Source organism: Methylosinus sp., from assembly GCF_036560965.1.
Classification (GTDB): Bacteria; Pseudomonadota; Alphaproteobacteria; order Rhizobiales; family Beijerinckiaceae; genus Methylosinus.
This window is the reverse complement of record NZ_DATBQF010000036.1, coordinates 23,228-40,372: the sequence shown is the minus strand read 5'-3', so window position 1 is coordinate 40,372 and position 17,145 is coordinate 23,228. Positions and strand designations below refer to the sequence as shown.

Genomic DNA, 17,145 nt, shown 5'->3' with positions numbered 1-17,145 from the left:
CAGAAATCTCCACCGATCGATATAGGTTTTGATCGGCGCCAGCATTAAATAATAATTTAGTATAGGCCGGCTCGGCCGGACGTGTTTCTGGAGTCGCGCGCTCTTGCCCGTCTCCGCCTTGGTCGGCGGAATCGACATGCTGGCGATGGACGATCTCGCTCGCACAGTCAGCGCTCAGGAGATCCCGATCGAACTGCTCACCGCCCTCGTCGGAACGCCGATCTTTCTGTGGCTGCTGTGGCGCAGCGGGGGACGTGGCTGGAAGCCGCAATAGGGTGGCGACGAGTAGCTCGATAACCAATCCTTATCGAGCGATAAAAGGAACGGATTGGACGCCGCGTTCCGCTCGAACTAGACCCAAAGCGAGCGGCCTCGGCCGCCTCGCCAATGTCGGACACTAGCTATTCGGCTACTGTCGGCGCCGGTCGCCTATTGCGTCCGCGCCCCTCCCGGACCGGCCAGAAGCCCTTCGCTCCGGGTTGCATCGAAGTCCGCAAACGAAGCCCGGCGAGGGCTCGTTTGTGGCTTCGACCTCGATACGCCCTCTCCTTCGCCTACGAACCTGCGATCGACGCGAGAACGCGCCGTCTCTACGCGCGTTCTGTTCACGACGCCCCGCGCAAAAACCCCGCGTCGCCAGATGGTCGCAGGCGATCATAATCTTCGCCTATCGACGCATCCGCAGGAACGAATGGACACCCCGGCGCTCGAAATGAAATGTCGCCCCTGCGCGACGTCTACGGCCGGGTCGCCGCGCATCATCCATCTGAAAAGGGAGAAACGCATATGGCGAAGGTGGTTTGCGTTCTTTATGACGATCCGGTCGGCGGCTATCCGACCTCATACGCGCGGGACGATGTCCCGCAGCCGAAAATCTATCCCGACGGCCAGACGCTGCCAACGCCCAAGGCGATCGACTTCAAGCCGGGCGCGCTTCTGGGCAGCGTCTCGGGCGAGCTAGGGCTGCGCAAATTCCTCGAGTCGAATGGCCATCAGCTGGTCGTCACCTCGAGCAAGGACGGAGAGGACAGCGTTCTCGACCGTGAGCTTCCCGACGCGGAAATCGTGATCTCGCAGCCGTTCTGGCCGGCCTATATGACTGCCGAGCGGATCGCCAAAGCGAAGAAGCTCAAATTGATTGTCACCGCCGGCATCGGCTCGGACCACACCGACCTGCAAGCGGCGATCGAGAACAATGTCACGGTCGCGGAAGTCACCTATTGCAACAGCAACGCCGTCGCCGAGCATGTGGTGATGTCGATCCTGGCGCTGGTGCGCAATTTCATTCCGTCCCACGACATCATCCTGCAGGGCGGCTGGAATATCGCCGACGCCGTGTCGCGCTCCTATGACCTCGAGGCCATGCAGGTCGGCACCGTCGCCGCGGGACGCATCGGCTTGCGCGTGCTGCGGCTGCTGAAGCCCTTCGGCGTCGGGTTGCATTATCTCGACCGTCATCGCCTGCCGCGCGCGGTCGAGGAAGAGCTCGATCTGACCTATCACGATAATCTCGAGAGCCTCGTGAAAGCCAGCGACGTCGTGACCTTGAACTGCCCGCTGCATCCTGAAACGGAGCATATGATCAACGAGCAGTCGCTGAAGTTCTTCAAGCGCGGCTCCTATCTCGTCAACACGGCGCGCGGTAAGCTCGTCGATCGCGACGCGCTGGTCGGCGCGCTCGAGAGCGGCCAGCTCGCGGGCTATGCGGGCGACGTCTGGTTCCCGCAGCCGCCGGCCAAGGATCATCCCTGGCGCACGGCTCCGCACCATGCGTTGACGCCGCATATCTCCGGCACCAGCCTCTCGGCGCAGACGCGCTACGCGGCCGGCGTGCGGGAGATTTTGGAGAGCTATTTCGACAAGCGTCCCATTCGGAACGAATATCTCGTCGTTCAAAGCGGAAAGCTCGCCGGCGTCGGCGCGCATTCCTATAGCGAGGGCGATGCCACCGGCGGCTCGGAAGAAGCCGCTCGCTTTGAGAAGGCGTGAGCCGCTTTTCTTTGAAACGTGTGGACGCCGGCCGCTTCGCGCGCATCGGCGTCCGCGAACATAAGGCGAGACTATGTGCCGGCTGAAAGTCATAAAGGAGCGCGTCGTCCAGGACGTTCGGCCGATCATCGCGGCAGGAATCGGCGGATTCGCGCTGATTTTCCTGCTCGGCTGGCTCGGTGAAAGCCTGAACCAGCCCTTGGTGCTCGGCTCCTTCGGCGCGACCTGCGTGCTCGTCTTCGGCTTCCCGGAGCTGCCCTTCTCGCGGCCTCGCAATGTGATACTCGGGCATGCGCTCACCTCCTTCATCGGCCTCGTCTGCCTCACCCTGCTGGACGCGACCCCGTGGTCTATGGCTCTCGCGGTCGCTGCTGGAATTATGGCGATGATGGCGACAAAGACCGTGCATCCGCCCGCCGGCTCAAATCCGGTCATCATCTTCTCGACGCATCCGTCCTGGAGCTTTCTGCTCGCGCCGACCCTCGCCGGCGCCGTGTTGATCATCTGGTTCGGCCTGCTCTACAATCGTTTGGCGCGCAGGACATCGCTTTCTCGTTGAGCGCGCGAGAGGTCGGCGGCGCTCGTCATGTTCATTCGGCAACTCGACTATCTCGTGACCTTGGCCCGCGAACGTCATTTCGCGCGCGCCGCCGAAGCCTGCTGCGTGTCCCAGCCGGCGCTTTCGGCCGCGATCCGACATCTCGAGGAGGAGCTCGGCGTCGTCATCGTCGAGCGCGGACACAAGTTCGTCGGCTTCACCGAGGATGGCGAGCGCCTGTTGAGCTGGGCGCGGCAGACGCTCGTCGCCTGGGACGGGCTGCGGCAGGAGGCGTCTCTATCGCGCAAGCGATTGAGCGGCAGCCTGCGGATCGGCGCCATTCCGACGACCATGCCGGTCATGTCGCTTCTGACCGGTCCCTATTGGCGCGCCTATCCAGATTTGACGCAATTGCTGCAATCGATGAGCAATGAAGCGATCATCCGCAAGCTCGAAAATTTCGAGCTCGACATTGGCGTGACCTATCTCGAGGATCAGAACCTCGATCGCTTTCGCGTGCTGCCGCTCTATCGCGAGCGTTACGTGCTGCTGACGCGGGACGCAACGGCGCTCGGCGCGCGCTCGTCCCTGAGCTGGAAGGAGGCCGCCGAGCTGCCGCTATGCCTGCTGACGCGCAATATGCAGAACAGGCGCATCATCGACGCCGCATTCAAGCGCGCCGGCGCGCGGCCCCATGTGGTCGTCGAGACCGATTCCGTCTTCGCGCTCTATTCCAATGTGCTCTGCACGGAGATTTGCAGCATCATGCCGCACAGCCTCCTCGCGCATTTCGACAAGCGCGAGGAGCTGAAGGTCGTTCCGCTGACGCCCGAGCTCCACCGGAAGATCGGGATCGTCACGCTCGACAATGATCCGACGTCGCCGATCGTGTCGGCGATCTGGTCTGTCACCGAGCGCATGGACCTCGACACGCGGTTCGATTTCTCGAGCGCGAACGAGCGCGCCGAGATCACATGATAGTCTCAGCGGGACTCGTCAGCTCGAGCGGCTGCAAGCTCTCTATCCACCGTCGACGAGGTTTGCGTGGCGAGCTGCCGGATAGAGGCCGCCGGTCGAGGCGGACCATTCCTGTCGCGTCCGACGGAGAAGCCCCGTGACGACCGGCCACCGAGAAGATTTCCGCCTTTCCGAACGAACCGCCGCACAGGTGCGCATCGACAAACGGCCGTCCCTCCTGTTCTATGAACTGGCCGGAGAGCGTGTTGCCTCGCCGATCGCGCTGGAGCCCCGATGCGATCCGTTTTCGGGCGACATCGCGTTTATGGAATCCCGCATGTGCTTTCTGCACTTCGGTGTCTCGCGATCATACCCCGGGGCGTCGGACCGGCGGTTCGGGCCTTCCGCGCCGCGACACATGCGGGAGCAAAAACTGGGGAATTGGGTCGATGGGAAAGCTCTTTGACACGTTTTTTGGGTCCATGCTCAAACTGGCCATGTTCGCGTATCTCCTGATCGCGCTCTGGTTCGGCGCTACGCGAGACCACGCCAACCGCAGTACAATCTCGGCGATAGTAGAAGGCTCGACCTGGCCGATCACTCTGATCCTCGATCGCTGGCATTCAGAGGATCAGAAGGCGATCGAGGCGCGGGTAAACGCAGCCGTCGATGATGCTCTCGCCAAGGATCGCGCGCTTCGCAATTCGCTTTCGACGCTTCCGCCCGACACGCCGCAGCCCGACAGGCCGAGCGGCCAAAATCCCGCGCTGGACTGGGCCTTGTCGAAGCGACCGTCAAAATGAAGAAAAGAAAATGTCACCCTTCCAGGCCTCCCGCGCCATGACGCCGACGGGATCTGGAATGGATCACGCGGCGCCGAGCGGAACAGCAATAATTCGCTGCCGCCTCGATAAAGCGCCGCCTGAACGCGCAGCTCGGAAGCGTCGCGCGAAGAGTATGAAAAGGGGCTGTCCATGACGGCCAGCTTTTCGACGATAACGGCGGAATCTGCCAGCCGTCGCTGGAGGCTGCGCCGCTGCAAGCGGAATGCCGCGCGAGCGGCCGATCTGACGGCCCTCAAATGAAAGTGGCGATAGAGGAGGGGACCGTCCGACTGTTCCCGGAGGACGAGAGCGACCGCACCCTGGGGATCGTGCTTCGGAAGCTTCGCAATCACGTCTTCGCCATCGGGCTACGCGAAGAGGTTTGCGGCGATCCGATAAACATCACCCGCAGCGTCGATCCGCGCTACGCCGCCATCTCCAATCTGGCGGCGACGCCGTTCCTCCTGGATGACGATCGCGCGAATATAAACAGAAGATCGACCTCGCGCCGTTTGGCTGAGCGAACCCATCGCCGACACGAAAGCAGGGTGCGACGATGAGCGAATTCGATGCGCTTGTGATTTCCGCCCTCGTGGAAGCGGCACTCGCGTTTCTGGTCACGCGAACTCTATCCCAAGAACCCGGGCGAGTGCCGCTTCATTGATCGGGGTGCGCGGGAATTTGCCTGCCGCGAACCGATCAACGTGGTCTGGACCGAGCGCGGGCTGGAGGAACGCTGCCCGCCGGACTCGACGCCGCACAGGGCATAGATCGGCTTCGACGGCTCCCTGGCCTTGCTCATCGACCCTCTCGCTTCGCCCGCCCACAATAGACCGAGCCTGCCGCCGAGCAACCGCCCCGCGACATTGCGAGACCTCGCTCGCGCGGCCGGATCCACGGCGCTCCTCGGCCCGACGCACGACACGCTCCTGCGGCGCGGCTCGTCGCGACCCGAGCAGGGCGGGCGAGCGCGCTTCTCCGCGATCCGCGCCGACGGCCGCCGGGGAAAGCAATTCCATCCGGCCGTCGTCCATGCTGAAATCGGAGAGAACCGCGGCGGCCTCAGAGGTCGGCCGCCCGCCGACAGAGGAACTCATGCGTTCGAACAGATCGAAACAGGCGTCGACACGCCGATGGCGGGGCTGGATCACCGCCTCGGCGATGATTTGGGCAATATCGGCGATCGAAACGCCGACCTGGGCCGAGGACGCCGGCGCGCTGGTGCTGCCGAAGGTCGCCGAGGGCGTCGCCGGACAAAGGATCGGCTGGCATTTCGACGAGATCGCGCCGGCGCTCGAGCAGGCGTCGCGCGACGGCAAACCGTTGGTGGTCGTCGTGGTGACCGAACCTTGCGGCTGGTGCCGGATCGCGCTGACCCATGTCCTGCGTTGCAATGGGTTGAACAGTTTGGCTGGCCGGGCGCATTTTATCCTTCTCACCCACGAGCGCCGGACGTCGGCGGATTTTCGGCCGCAGCATCCAGAAGCGGCGCATTTCATCGATCTGTTGAAGATCGAAGGCTTTCCCACCGTCGAGATCGTCAGCGTCAAAAACAAGGAGATCACGCCGGTGGCGCGAGTGGCCGGTGCGGCGACCGAAGCGCGCCTGCTGCAGTTTCTGGCCGACAATGCCGCCCTGAAGCCTGCGACCGGCGCGGCCGCTGCGACTGCGGCGGTCGGTCTGCCGAAGCCTGCGGCCTGCGGCGCCACGCCGGTCGACGCGGCGCTCGCCGACTCCGCGCCTCTGCATCTCCAAAAGGGCATTGCGCGCTGAACCCGCTCGAAGCCGCCGTCATGATCGCAGCGGCGCCGCCGCCGCCCGGGCGGCATCCCGCATTCACAAGGACAGACGGATATGGAAATGCTCTCGCAAGCCCGACGAATTGCCGCCTGCCTCGCTGGCTGGCTGGGGTGTCTGTGCGCATTGCCCGCCGCCGCGATGGACTGGTCGAAACAAATTGATCTGGCGACCGCGAGGACCGTCTATGTCGCGACCGGCGTCGTGGCCTTCGATGACACGGAGCGGCTTCAGGCGCTGATCGCCGCCAACAAGGGCGTCGATGGCAAAGACGTCGTGCTAAAGAGCCTGACCAAGGCCCGCCGGCGGCCGCAAGTCAGCCTCGATTCCAACGGCGGCAATGCGGTCGGCGGCTTGCGGCTCGGCGCGTACCTTCGAGAGGCCGATGTCGACACATTGGTCGCGGCCGGCGCCGCGTGCCATTCCGCCTGCACCATGGCGTTCATCGGCGGCGTGTCGCGGACGGTGCTCGGAAAATTCGGCATTCACGCCATGTCGGTCAACCCGGACGCAGCGGCGTCCGAGGGCGGCTCGGCCGCCAAGCACCTGGATGAGGTGCAGGCGCTGTCGTCGATGTTCATCCTCTACACCCGCGAAATGCTCGGCAGCAGCGCCATGGCGGACGCGGCGCTGCAGTTCGGCTCGAAGGGCGTCGCGCTGGTCGATGACGCGCAATTGCGCGACTGGAACATCGTGACCATCGCCGCCAGGCCGGCGCAGATGTTCGACGCGGGCGTCGTGAAGACGCTCGACTGCGCGAGCGCGGCGGCGCCCGCCACCGTCAAGACGATCGTCTGCGGCGCCCTTCCCTTCAACCGCAATGAGGTGCGAATCGCCGCCGCATTGCAGGCGCTGAACGGGCGGGTCGACGCCCAACGCCTCGACAGCGAGCAGGCGCGGTGGATCGCCTATCGCAACAGCTGCGAACGGCGTCTGCGGGCGCCGACCGCGTATATCGGCGCCAGCGGACACATCATCCAGGAGGGCTTGTTCGAGCATTTCGGGGAAACGGCTGTCGAAACCTGCGTCGACATCGCCTATCGTCTGCGGCTGCGCGAGCTGGAATCACTGGTCGAATACTATTCCGCGCGCGACAACGAGGTCGCGGCCAAGGGGTGGCATGCGCCGACGCCGTAGCAGCGAGCAAGCCTGGCCGCAGGCGCCACTGGCGCGTGTCGCAAAACTGGTTTTCGACGCCCGAGGGGATATCCCCTTTTGTGCTGCGCGGAGACAACCGACCGTCGCCGGTCTGCGCGGCGAGCTCCGTTTCCGAGATGGCCGTTCGCGAAATTTGCGCCACAGCCGGATTTTTCAGCGGCAGGTCAGCGCAGACGGGTCGCGCTTCACTCCGCGAGATATTTATCATGGCCAGCGAGTTGTGGCGGCAGGCCCCGCTCCTTCAACGCAGAATCGGTGACCGTGACGTCGTCGCCGCAGATATTCGGTCGGCCGTTTGTCGGAAGCACGATACGCCATTTTTCGTCCGTCCGCCGCATCAAAGCCTCGAGCTCCAACTCCTCGGCCGATTGCTCGCAGCTCTCCCATAGTTTGATGGGCTTGCCGCCGGGTCGCTGCGGATGCGCGCGGAGGAGCGCGTGCCCCTTGGCGACGCGCAGCCAGAGGACGCGAAATTCGATCGGCTTGCCGAACGCCGCCTCGGCGGAAGGGCGAAGCGCGTCGAGGATGGCCGCGCGTTCCGTCGAACCCTGCTGGGGCTCATAGAAAACATCCTCCCCGGCGAAAGCCTCGGATGACGAGAGTCCCAGGCAGACAGCCAGCGAAACGAAAAACCGAGCGTGCAACCCCTGGCCTCCCCTCAAGGACATGCGCCGATGCGCCGGCCTCTCGTCCCGACGACCTGCCGATCGCCGCTCGGCCCCGACATCGTCATCGTCCCTTCATAGCTCGACTTGGCGTAAGTGAGGTCGGACGCCATGGCCATGCCCTGACAGACGGTCGAGAAGCGGATTCTCGGTCCGTCGATTTTGAGATCCTTGGTCGTGCATTTGCTCTTCCGATTTTCTGCGTCGAGGGCGGCGGCGATCCCTTTTTCATCGCCATTGGCGCTCCTGGCCTCTTCCGCGGTGATGCAACGCTCTGTGGCCGCGCCGATCGGCTGCCCCTGCAGCAATGGCGTGACCGACCACAAGCCGGGCTCCAGACGTTCCTGCGCTATCGCCGGAACAACGGCGCACAGCGCCAATGCGGCGAACATAATTCTCTTCATGCTCTCGTGTCCTTATCGCGCGACGAGTTCGACGCGACGGTTCTTGGCCCGTCCGGCGTCGTCATTGTTGAGGGCGATCGGCGACGACATTCCGGCGCCGAAAGATGTGAGCCGTGAGGGGTCGACGCCATGATCGCGTGTCAAGGCGGCGACAACGGCCTTGGCGCGGCGATCGGACAAGCCGAGATTATAGGCGAACTCCCCCTGATTGTCGGTGTGCCCGGCGACGATCAGCTTCGAGCCGGGCTGGGCCGCGAGCAGCTTGGCGATTTCGACCAGCGTCGGCTTCGACTCCGGCTTCAGATCCGACTTGTCGGTGTCGAAGAATATGCCGTAGAGCGCCACACGGCCCGAGGCGTCGAGCCCGGAGGCCATGGCGCCGGCGTCGAGAAAGACAATTCGATCGACCTGGATCGGCTTCAATTCCACGGTCGTGACCGAGATGATCGGAGCGCTTCGGCTTTCGCCCACCAATATGGCGGCGTAGACATCGCCCTCCGCGCGCGCGAGCTTGGCCAGCAGATAACGCACGCCCGAGCCGAAGCGCGCATTGACCATGGCCCCTTCGAGTTCCCCGCCGAGACGAAAATAGGAGCTTTCGCCGCCGAGGCACGTTTGATTGCCGCATTCGAACAGAATTTCGAACCCTTTCGTCTCGAGAGAGGATTTGAAATTTTGTTCGATTTCGAGGGCCGAGCGATCCTTCGGCCCGTCATACCGTATGGCGGCGATCCTGCCCTGCAGCGTGAGACTGACGCCGGCCAGCTTGTCGCCGGAAGCTTTAAGGTTCATCGGACGGTCGAGCAGTCGCGCTTCGCCGAACTGCGATTGCTTATAGACCGTGATCTCCGAGCCGGCGTAACGGCCGACCAGAGGATGATCCTGCGATCCGCGAACATCCGCGGCGCGGGCCGATCCAGCGCAGAGCGCCAGCGCGATCAGTGTGACGGCGGGAAAGAACAACTCGTATTTCGACATATTCCCGCTCCCGCCCGATTTGCCGGGGGCGAGGTCTAGGCGCTCAGAGTGTCGAATGCTATTCCCCGCGCGGGGAGGTCCGCGCGATAATGCCCGCCAAGAAGAACACGGCCCGGCGCAAGCTACATGCGCTCGATCTCTTGTGCCGCGCAGGCGCCGGGATCGCGCCGATCGCCCCCGCGGCCTGCCGCCAGATTCGCGAGCTGGTGGGAGCCGATGCGGCCTCGATTTTCTGGCTCGACGAAAACGGCCTTCCCCAGGGCTTCTTCCATGAGGACTCGCCGGACAGCGCACGCGACCTGTTCGTCAATGAATTCGAGCGGCTGTTCATCGGCCCGGCCGAATTGAACGTGACGGCGCTGGCGCGGACGCCGGGGCCGCGCGTCGGTCGCGTCGCGCGCCCGGACAAAGCCTATTTCTCCTCCAACACCTACAACCTATTGGTCAGGGCGAGCGGCCATCATCACAGTCTCGACCTGAGAATCGACCTCGACGGACGCGCACGCGCCGTCGTGCTGCTGTTTCGCGGCGGTCAACGCGCTTTCGAGACGACCGATGCGGCCGCGCTGGAACAGGTCACGCCCTATTTGCAGCAGGCCATCGCCTCGCCCGTGACAGAACAAGTCTGGAATAGCAGCGCAAGAAGGGGACACATGTTGGTCGATGTCTCGGGCGAGCGCTTAGCGATGCTCGATGAAGACGCCGAATTGCTGCTGAAGATGTGCACGCTCGTGGGACAAGAGATCAGCCTTTGCGGACCCATCCGCTCGCCGCCCCGCGTCGTGCGCGAGTTGTGCGCGCAGCTCCAGGGCCGAGCGATCGTGCGCCAGACGCTACCGATCCCCGGCGGCCGCCTCGAGGTGACGGCGCGTCGTTTGATGGCTCCAGCGCCGGAAAATGGCGCCGAGCAGGTTCTCGTCACGTTCGAGCTGGAAGAGCCGCGACGGCTCGAGACGATCGATCGTGTGCTCGCACTCGACGTTTCTCCGCTTCAACAGAAAATCGCCTTTGTCGCGGCTCTCGGAGGATCGCGCGGGGACAGCCTCTCCGCGACGGGAATCAGCAATGAAGCTTTGAAGAAGCATCTCGCTGCGATCTATGCGGCCGCGGGCGTCGACAGCTGGGAGAAGCTCACGAGAGAACTGAACCTCGGACGCCCTTGATCGCCTGGGCGAAGGGCGGCTCGGCCGCGACGATGACGCCGCCGCAGCGATTGTCCTCGCCCGCCGAGAACTGAGCGCCGCCCGGTAGAGCTGGATTTCGTCTGACGCGCTCGATCCATCAGATGACAGCCCACGCCCTGTATCGACCGCGTCCGGTCAACTCGCGAAGGTTCGACGAGAGCTCGTCGATCATCGTGGTCGCCGCTTGTCGAGAGACCCGGACGCCTTCACCATTGAAGAACGATCTCCTTCGCGACGCGAGCCGTCTCCGCGCCACAATCGAGCAGCGGCTGATCGCCGCACGCATTTCGGAAAATCAGGTAGACTCCTTCGCTGGACGATAAGCCCTCGAGAACTTCTGCCGAAGCGCGGGCGCGACGACGAGCAGCATGATCGGTCCGAGCAGCATGCCGCCGACGACGACAGTCGCCAATGGCCGCTGAACCTGTGAGCCGATACCATTCGAAACGGCGGCGGGAAAGAGACCGACGCCCGCCGATAACGCTGTCATCAGGAGCGGCCTCATGCGTTGCTCCGCGCCATGAAAAATCGCTTCTCGGAATTCCATCCCCTGGATCGTCAGCTCTCGGAAATAAGTGATGTTCAATATTCCGTCCATCACGGCGACGCCGAATAGGGAAATGAACCCGATCGCCGCCGAGACGCTGAAGTTCTCACCGGAGACATAGAGAGCGATCACGCCGCCGACGATCGCGAAGGGTATGCCCGCAAGCGCCAACAGGCTGTCGCGAAGTGAATTGAACAGACTGTAGAGAAGCGAGAAGATGAGCAGGAAGGACAAAGGCACGACGATGGCGAGACGCGTCTTGGCCTGTTGCAGATTGCCGAATTCGCCGGCCCAGAGAATTTGGTAGCCCGGCGGAAGCGCGATCGCGCTCGCGACCTTCGCTTGCGCCTCCGCCACAGTCGAGGCGAGATCGCGGCCACGGATGTTGAATTTCAGTGGGACGTAGCGCCGGCTCCGTTCACGATAGATGAAAGATGCGCCGGTATCGAGGGAAATGGTCGCGAGCTCCCGCAGCGGAACATAGGCGTTTGTCGTCCTTCCCGGAGGCGTGTAGCCGACCTTGATGTCGCCAATCGCAGCGAGCGTCGTCCGATATTGCGGCGCGAGGCGCACAACGACCGCGAACTGCCTATCGCCCTCGAGCACGGTGGTTGCGTTCGTTCCACCCATTGCGGCTTGCACGATCGTATTGACGTCGCCCGAATTGAGTCCGTAGCGCGCGGCGCGCTGACGGTCGACTTTGATATTGAGATTGGGCTGCCCGAGCGTGTGGAGAAGCTCGAGATCCTCGACGCCAGCGACGGTTCGGATCTGCTCGCGCACCTTCTCTGCCAGCTTTTCGAGTGTCGCGAGATCCGAGCCGATGACTTTCACCGAATTGGCGCCCTTCACGCCAGACAGGGCCTCGTCGACATTGTCCTGAATATATTGCGAAAAGCCGAAGACTACGCCCGGCAGCTCTTCTTCGAGCTCCTTCTGGAGCTCCACCGTGAGCTTTTCTTTCGTGACACCGCGCGGCCATTCATCGAACGGTTTCAACGGCGCAAAAATCTGCACGTCCGAGAATGCCGACGCGTCGCTGCCATTGTCGGGACGCCCATGTTGCGTCACGACCGTGATGATCTCTGGATGGCGCAGAAGAATTTCCCGCATTTTGCGGGTCGATTCGACGCCGGCTTCGAGCGACATGGTCGAAGGGAGAGAGGCGCGAATCCAATAATTGCCCTCCTCGAGCGCCGGCAGGAATTCGCTACCGAGACGTGTCGCAAGAAGCAGACCGAGCGCGAGGAACACAGCGCCAGCGCCTATTGCGAGCCCTACATTGTCGAGCGCCCATCGCAGCATCGGAGTATAGGCTCCGCGCATCCGGCGAACAATGATTGTCTCTGTCTCCGCGACGCGTGTAGGAAGGACGATCGATGCGAGCACGGGAGTCACGGTGAAGGTCGCGAGCAGAGCGCCAGCAAGCGCATAGGCGTAGGTTCTCGCCATCGGTCCGAAGATCTGCCCTTCGACGCCCGTCATGGTGAACAGCGGCAGAAAAGCGGTGACCGTGATCGCCGCGGTGAAGAAGACCGCTCTGTCGACCTGTAGCGCGCTGACGAAAACGAGCCGGAGCCGATTGGTCCAGCGGCGCACGCTGCCGTGGCTACCGGTCGGCGCGGTAGGATCGGGGCCCCAAAAGCCTTCGGTGAGATGTTGCAGGAGACGATTGCGCGCCGGGCGATCCGCCTGAAAATTACGAAAGATGTTCTCGACGAGGATGACGGCGGAATCGACGATGATTCCGAAATCGACCGCCCCGAGCGACAGGAGATTGGCGTCCTCTCCCTGCGCCACGAGCAGAATGATCGCGAAGAACAGGGCGAAGGGAATATTCACGCCGACGATAATCGCGCTACGCAGATCACCCAGAAAAATCCACTGGATGAAGAAGACGAGCAGGCAACCGAACACGAGATTGTGAAGGACAGTGTGCGTGGTGACGGCGACGAGCGAGCCGCGATCGTAGAAGGGAACGAGCTTCACTCCGGGCGGAAGAGACCCGTCGGAGTTGATTTTTTCCACCTCGGCCGAGACCTTCGGCAGAATCTCATTGGTGTGCTGCGTGCGGCCCATGACGACGATCGCCGCAGCAACGTCGTCGTCGTGGTCGCGTCCGAGTATGCCGAGACGCGGAACATGTCCGACAGTGACCTTCGCGACATCCTTGATTTGAACCGGCACGCCGTTCGATTGCGCGAGAACGACAGTCTCGATGTCGTCCGTTCGGTAGCCTTTCGTCAGATCGTCATTGCCGCCGTCGTCGATGAGGCCGACGCCACGAATATTCACCGATTGCTGGCCTAGCTCGATCTCCCGCCCGCCGACATTGACATTTGCGTTGCCGAGAGCCGAGATGATCTGTGGAATGGTGACATTGTAGGCCTCGAGCTTGCCGAGATCGACCTCGACGCTGAACTGCTTCGTCGTACCGCCCCAGGAATTGATCTGAACGACGCCGGGGATGGTGAGCAGACGCCGCGTGGCGATCCAATCCTGAACAGTCCGAAGATCGGTTAATGTGAAGTGCGGCGGCCCGACCAACTGATAGCGGAAAATCTCGCCGACGAGGCTCGACTGCTGAATGACGGGCGAGACATTGTTCGGAAGCGATGCGCCTTGTTGCAGGGCGATCGCCGCCTGCGCGTAGGCGAAATGATAATCCGTCCCATATTCGAAAGTGACGCGAACAAAGCTCAGGCCGTAGAAGGAGGTCGAACGAATGTTCGTCACGCGCGGCGTCGGGTAGAGCGCGATCTCCATCGGCATAGTGTAATATTTTTCCATCTCCTCGGCGGAGAGGCCCGGCGCCTGCGCGGTGATCTCGAGGATGACGGGCGCCGGATTCGGGTAAGCTTCTATATTGAGCCGCGTAAAACCTGTCACGCCGGCGACGATGAACACGCCGACAGCGAGAACGACGACTGCGCGACGCGTCAGCCCGAATTCGAGAATGGATTTCAACACGGGGCACAACCTCGTTCGATCAGCGGCGCGCTATTCAGCCGCGCCGATCGCGGCGAGGTTGTCGAGAAAGACAGCGCCTTTCGAGACGACGAGCTCGCCGACGGAAAGGCCTTCCTCAATTTGGTCGAAACCGTTCTGCCGCAAGCCGATCTTGACTGTCCTCTGTTTGAAGCGTCGGCGATCCTGCGTGATCCAAGCGGTCATGGTCCCGTCGCTTTTGCGGACGACAGCGCTTTCGGGAGCCGCGGGGGCGCGAAACGGCGCCCCGACGTGAATGACGAAGTCGGCGAACATTCCGGCGCGAAGCAGATGATCGGGGTCCTTGATCTCCGAGCGCACGAACATGCGTCGCGTGGTCGGATCGACAGAGGGTCCGAGCACGGTGATGGCTCCATGGAACTCTCGATCTGGATAAGCGGCAACGCTGACTTGAACGTCCTGTCCGACATGTAGCAGCGGGGCGTCGCTCTCGACGACATTCGCCAGCATCCACATGGTCGACGTATCGGCGACTGCATAAGGCGCCGGGCCGACGCCGGGCTGGACGAAGAGCCCCGGCGACGCGGCCCGAGCGGTGACGTAGCCAGCGAGCGGGCTCTTCACGACGAGGCGCGGATCCGCGCGCCGCTCTGCGACGATCTTGTCGATCTCTTCCTCGGTCTTGCCGAAGATGCGAACCGCGTCCCGCGCCGACTTCAGAGCCCCTTCGGCCGTCTGCTGATCGGAAATCGTCTGGTCGACCGCTTGCTGCGAAACGCCACCGATCTTGACCAGCGACTTGACGCGGTTGAGCGAGCGCGTCTGGAGCGTGAGCACGCCAGACGCAGCGATCAGATTGGACCCCGCCTGCAATAGGTCCGGGCTATCAATGGTGAAGAGGATCTGATCCTTTTCGACACGGTCTCCGATATTGAAATAGGCGTCGATTATCCGTCCCTGATAGGGCGTGAAGACCTGAACGAGGCGATTCTGATTGAATTCGACGCTCCCGACGGCTCGTCGTTCTTCGCCGAAAATGCGCTCATCCGCCTTTTCGATCTCGAGCGCGCCGGCCTGCTTATCGTTCAGTCCGACTTCCGTTTCGGATGTCGCTTTTACCTTAGGACGTGGATCTCCGTCGTCTTGTTGACGGAACGCCCAATTCGAGAGGGCGAGAGCGACGAGGACCGCTGCAGCGAAGGCGCTCCCCTCGATGAGTTTTTTGCTCAGACGCATGTGACGGCCTTGTGAAACGGTCTCTCGGGACCGAGAGCGCATCTCGATTCCAATCATCCCAGTCTTTCTATGGGGCTCGGCAGTCGATCGGTCTACTGTGATTTATAACAGTAGACCCTGGACCGCAGGAGAACTACCTAACTATGAAGTCACGCGGTCCGAGCGCTCCTGTCTTCGCATTATCGTGGAGCGACAGGAGCGAACGAAGACGTTCGATAAGAGCATGCTCGCGGAAAAGAAACTCGGATAGAGATGCAAATATTGAGCTCGTGCACTCCGAAAACTCACTGCAGGCGCCGGACTTTCCTCACGCTCTTGCCGTTGTTTTCCGCGCTGGCCGGTTGCGCGGTCGGGCCCGACTTCGTATCGCCTTCCCCTCCGCCGATAGAAAAATTTACGTCGAATAAGGCTCCGGTTCTCGCCGGAGGACCAAGATTCATCCCGGGCGCAGAAATCCCGAAGCGCTGGTGGCAGGTTTTCCACAACCGAGGCCTCGATCGGCTGATCGAAGCCTCGATCGAAAGCAATCCGACCTTGCAGTCGGCCGAAGCCGCGATAGGGGTCGCCTATCGCAACGCCGAGGCGCAAAAGGGCGGGTTTCTCCCGACCGCCATTTTCAACTCCACGGACAGTCTCAATCTCCAGTCCAACAATCGATCGCTCGAAACGATCAATCAAAGCCTCTTCAACCAGGCCACGACTTCGCCGACCACCAACATCGGTCCTCCGAATTCCCCCTATGGCTTGCTGTTGAAGCAGCTCACCGTCGCCTACACGCTCGACATCTGGGGACAGACTCTCAGAAGCGTCGAGGCGGCGGAGGCGCAGACGGATCAGCAGCGCTATCAGCTGGAGGCCGCCTATCTGGCTTTGACCGGCAATGTGGTGACGGCGGCGATCCAAGAAGCCGCGCTTCGGGGGCAGATCGAGGCAGTCCGCAGATCGATCGCGATAGAAAGGGAGATGCTCGGGCTGCTGCGCAAGCAATTTGCGGCCGGCTACGCCGCGCAGGCCGACGTCCTCACCCAGGAAGCGGCCCTCGCGCAGGCGCTGCAGCTCTTGCCGCCGCTCGAAAAACAATTATCTCAGCAACGCGATCTGCTGACGGCGCTCGCCGGCCGATATGCGCCGGACGAGATCGCCGAGACCTTTCATCTCGGTTCTCTTTCGGCGCCGCACGAGCTGCCGCTGAGCCTGCCATCGAAACTCGTCCGGCAGCGGCCCGACATTCGGACGGCCGAAGCCAATGTGCACGAGGCTACCGCGCAAGTCGGTGTCGCCATCGCGGCGCGGCTTCCGAACGTGACGCTGAGCGCGAATGGCGGATACAGCGCCTATCGGCTCGCACAACTCTTCACGCCCGGCACTGAGCTCTATACTGCATCCGCGGCTGTCACGCATACGATCTTCGACGGCTTTTCGCTTCTCAACAAGCAGAGGGCGGCGGAAGCGAGCGTCCTCCAGGCGGATGCGCAATATCGCACGACCGTCATTGCCGCATTCCAGAATGTCGCCGATGCGTTGCGCGCGCTCGAGGCGGACGCCAAAGCTGTGAAAGCCGCAGCCTACGGCGAAGCGACGGCAAAGAAGAGCCTCGACATCATGCGCGCGGAGCTACGCCTCGGGGCCGTCAATGTGCTCTCGGTATTGAACGCCGAAAGCACCTATCTGGTGGCCTCGGTGGCGCGCGTCGTCGCGGAAGGGAACCGTCTATCGGACACAGCCGGGCTGTTCATCGCGGTGGGCGGCGGCTGGAAAGACGAAAATCTGCGGGACCTCCCGCCGAACGGACCAGACGGCCCAACCAACGAGCAGATCGAGACGTTGAGCCCGCCAGTGAGCGGCAGCCTGATGCCGACGTTCGATTGAGCAATGACTAAAGTTCGAGCCGCGACAAGGAACTCGCTTCGATGTCTTGC

17 protein-coding genes are annotated in these 17,145 nt (G+C 62.7%); 11 read left to right on the top strand and 6 right to left on the bottom strand.

All coding sequences use genetic code 11. From position 1 onward, the window contains the following. Positions 1-103 precede the first annotated feature (103 nt). From VIF40_RS10655 to VIF40_RS10615, 9 genes are all read left to right on the top strand, one after another. Positions 104-274, top strand: a complete 171-nt coding sequence (locus tag VIF40_RS10655) for an iron chelate uptake ABC transporter family permease subunit (protein ID WP_331937493.1) — start codon at positions 104-106, stop codon at positions 272-274. 512 nt (positions 275-786) lie between these two features. Next, positions 787-1,989 carry an NAD-dependent formate dehydrogenase gene (locus tag VIF40_RS10650; protein ID WP_331937492.1) on the top strand — a complete coding sequence of 401 codons (1,203 nt, stop codon included), beginning with the start codon at positions 787-789 and terminating at the stop codon, positions 1,987-1,989. A 73-nt stretch (positions 1,990-2,062) separates the two neighbouring features. Then, positions 2,063-2,548 carry an HPP family protein gene (locus VIF40_RS10645; RefSeq protein WP_331937491.1) on the top strand — a complete coding sequence of 162 codons (486 nt, stop codon included), beginning with the start codon at positions 2,063-2,065 and terminating at the stop codon, positions 2,546-2,548. Positions 2,549-2,575: 27 nt separating this feature from the next. Next, complete coding sequence (locus VIF40_RS10640) at positions 2,576-3,505, top strand: LysR family transcriptional regulator (RefSeq protein ID WP_331937490.1); 930 nt, start codon at positions 2,576-2,578, stop codon at positions 3,503-3,505. A 136-nt stretch (positions 3,506-3,641) separates the two neighbouring features. Next, a complete protein-coding gene (locus VIF40_RS10635) occupies positions 3,642-3,950 on the top strand; it encodes a hypothetical protein (protein ID WP_331937489.1) in 309 nt (102 codons plus the stop codon). Then, on the top strand, positions 3,934-4,287 hold the full coding sequence (locus VIF40_RS10630) for a hypothetical protein (protein ID WP_331937488.1): 354 nt from the start codon (positions 3,934-3,936) through the stop codon (positions 4,285-4,287). The genes VIF40_RS10635 and VIF40_RS10630 overlap by 17 nt, the downstream gene beginning before the upstream one ends. Before the next feature lie 278 nt (positions 4,288-4,565). Then, positions 4,566-4,868, top strand: coding sequence for a hypothetical protein (locus VIF40_RS10625; protein WP_331937487.1), 303 nt, complete (start codon positions 4,566-4,568; stop codon positions 4,866-4,868). A gap of 535 nt (positions 4,869-5,403) precedes the next feature. After that, a complete protein-coding gene (locus VIF40_RS10620; protein WP_331937486.1) occupies positions 5,404-6,081 on the top strand; it encodes a hypothetical protein in 678 nt (225 codons plus the stop codon). An 87-nt stretch (positions 6,082-6,168) separates the two neighbouring features. Further along, positions 6,169-7,242, top strand: a complete 1,074-nt coding sequence (locus VIF40_RS10615; protein WP_331937485.1) for a hypothetical protein — start codon at positions 6,169-6,171, stop codon at positions 7,240-7,242. Between the two features lie 206 nt (positions 7,243-7,448). Here VIF40_RS10615 and VIF40_RS10610 read toward each other — a convergent pair whose 3' ends face one another. The 3 genes from VIF40_RS10610 to VIF40_RS10600 are packed head-to-tail and all read right to left on the bottom strand — an operon-like array spanning position 7,449 to position 9,310. Beyond that, a complete protein-coding gene (locus VIF40_RS10610; protein ID WP_331937484.1) occupies positions 7,449-7,907 on the bottom strand; it encodes a hypothetical protein in 459 nt (152 codons plus the stop codon). 14 nt (positions 7,908-7,921) lie between these two features. Next, the gene (locus tag VIF40_RS10605) at positions 7,922-8,332 is read right to left on the bottom strand and encodes a DUF3617 domain-containing protein (RefSeq protein ID WP_331937483.1); all 411 of its coding nucleotides are present in this window, start codon (positions 8,330-8,332) and stop codon (positions 7,922-7,924) included. A gap of 12 nt (positions 8,333-8,344) precedes the next feature. Further along, complete coding sequence (locus tag VIF40_RS10600; protein WP_331937482.1) at positions 8,345-9,310, bottom strand: OmpA family protein; 966 nt, start codon at positions 9,308-9,310, stop codon at positions 8,345-8,347. 89 nt (positions 9,311-9,399) lie between these two features. Between VIF40_RS10600 and VIF40_RS10595 the strand changes: the two genes are divergently transcribed. Beyond that, complete coding sequence (locus tag VIF40_RS10595) at positions 9,400-10,473, top strand: hypothetical protein (protein WP_331937481.1); 1,074 nt, start codon at positions 9,400-9,402, stop codon at positions 10,471-10,473. 118 nt (positions 10,474-10,591) lie between these two features. Here the strand turns inward: VIF40_RS10595 and VIF40_RS10590 are convergent, their stop codons facing one another. Genes VIF40_RS10590 through VIF40_RS10580 form a run of 3 tightly spaced genes read right to left on the bottom strand, consistent with a single transcriptional unit; the run spans position 10,592 to position 15,226 of the window. After that, on the bottom strand, positions 10,592-10,780 hold the full coding sequence (locus VIF40_RS10590) for a helix-turn-helix domain-containing protein (protein ID WP_331937480.1): 189 nt from the start codon (positions 10,778-10,780) through the stop codon (positions 10,592-10,594). Positions 10,781-10,789: 9 nt separating this feature from the next. Next, positions 10,790-14,011 carry an efflux RND transporter permease subunit gene (locus tag VIF40_RS10585; protein ID WP_331937479.1) on the bottom strand — a complete coding sequence of 1,074 codons (3,222 nt, stop codon included), beginning with the start codon at positions 14,009-14,011 and terminating at the stop codon, positions 10,790-10,792. 30 nt (positions 14,012-14,041) lie between these two features. Next, positions 14,042-15,226 carry an efflux RND transporter periplasmic adaptor subunit gene (locus VIF40_RS10580; RefSeq protein WP_331937478.1) on the bottom strand — a complete coding sequence of 395 codons (1,185 nt, stop codon included), beginning with the start codon at positions 15,224-15,226 and terminating at the stop codon, positions 14,042-14,044. Positions 15,227-15,478: 252 nt separating this feature from the next. On the opposite strand from VIF40_RS10580, the gene VIF40_RS10575 reads away from it, so the two are divergent. Then, positions 15,479-17,095, top strand: coding sequence for an efflux transporter outer membrane subunit (locus VIF40_RS10575; protein ID WP_331937477.1), 1,617 nt, complete (start codon positions 15,479-15,481; stop codon positions 17,093-17,095). Positions 17,096-17,145: the final 50 nt, after the last annotated feature.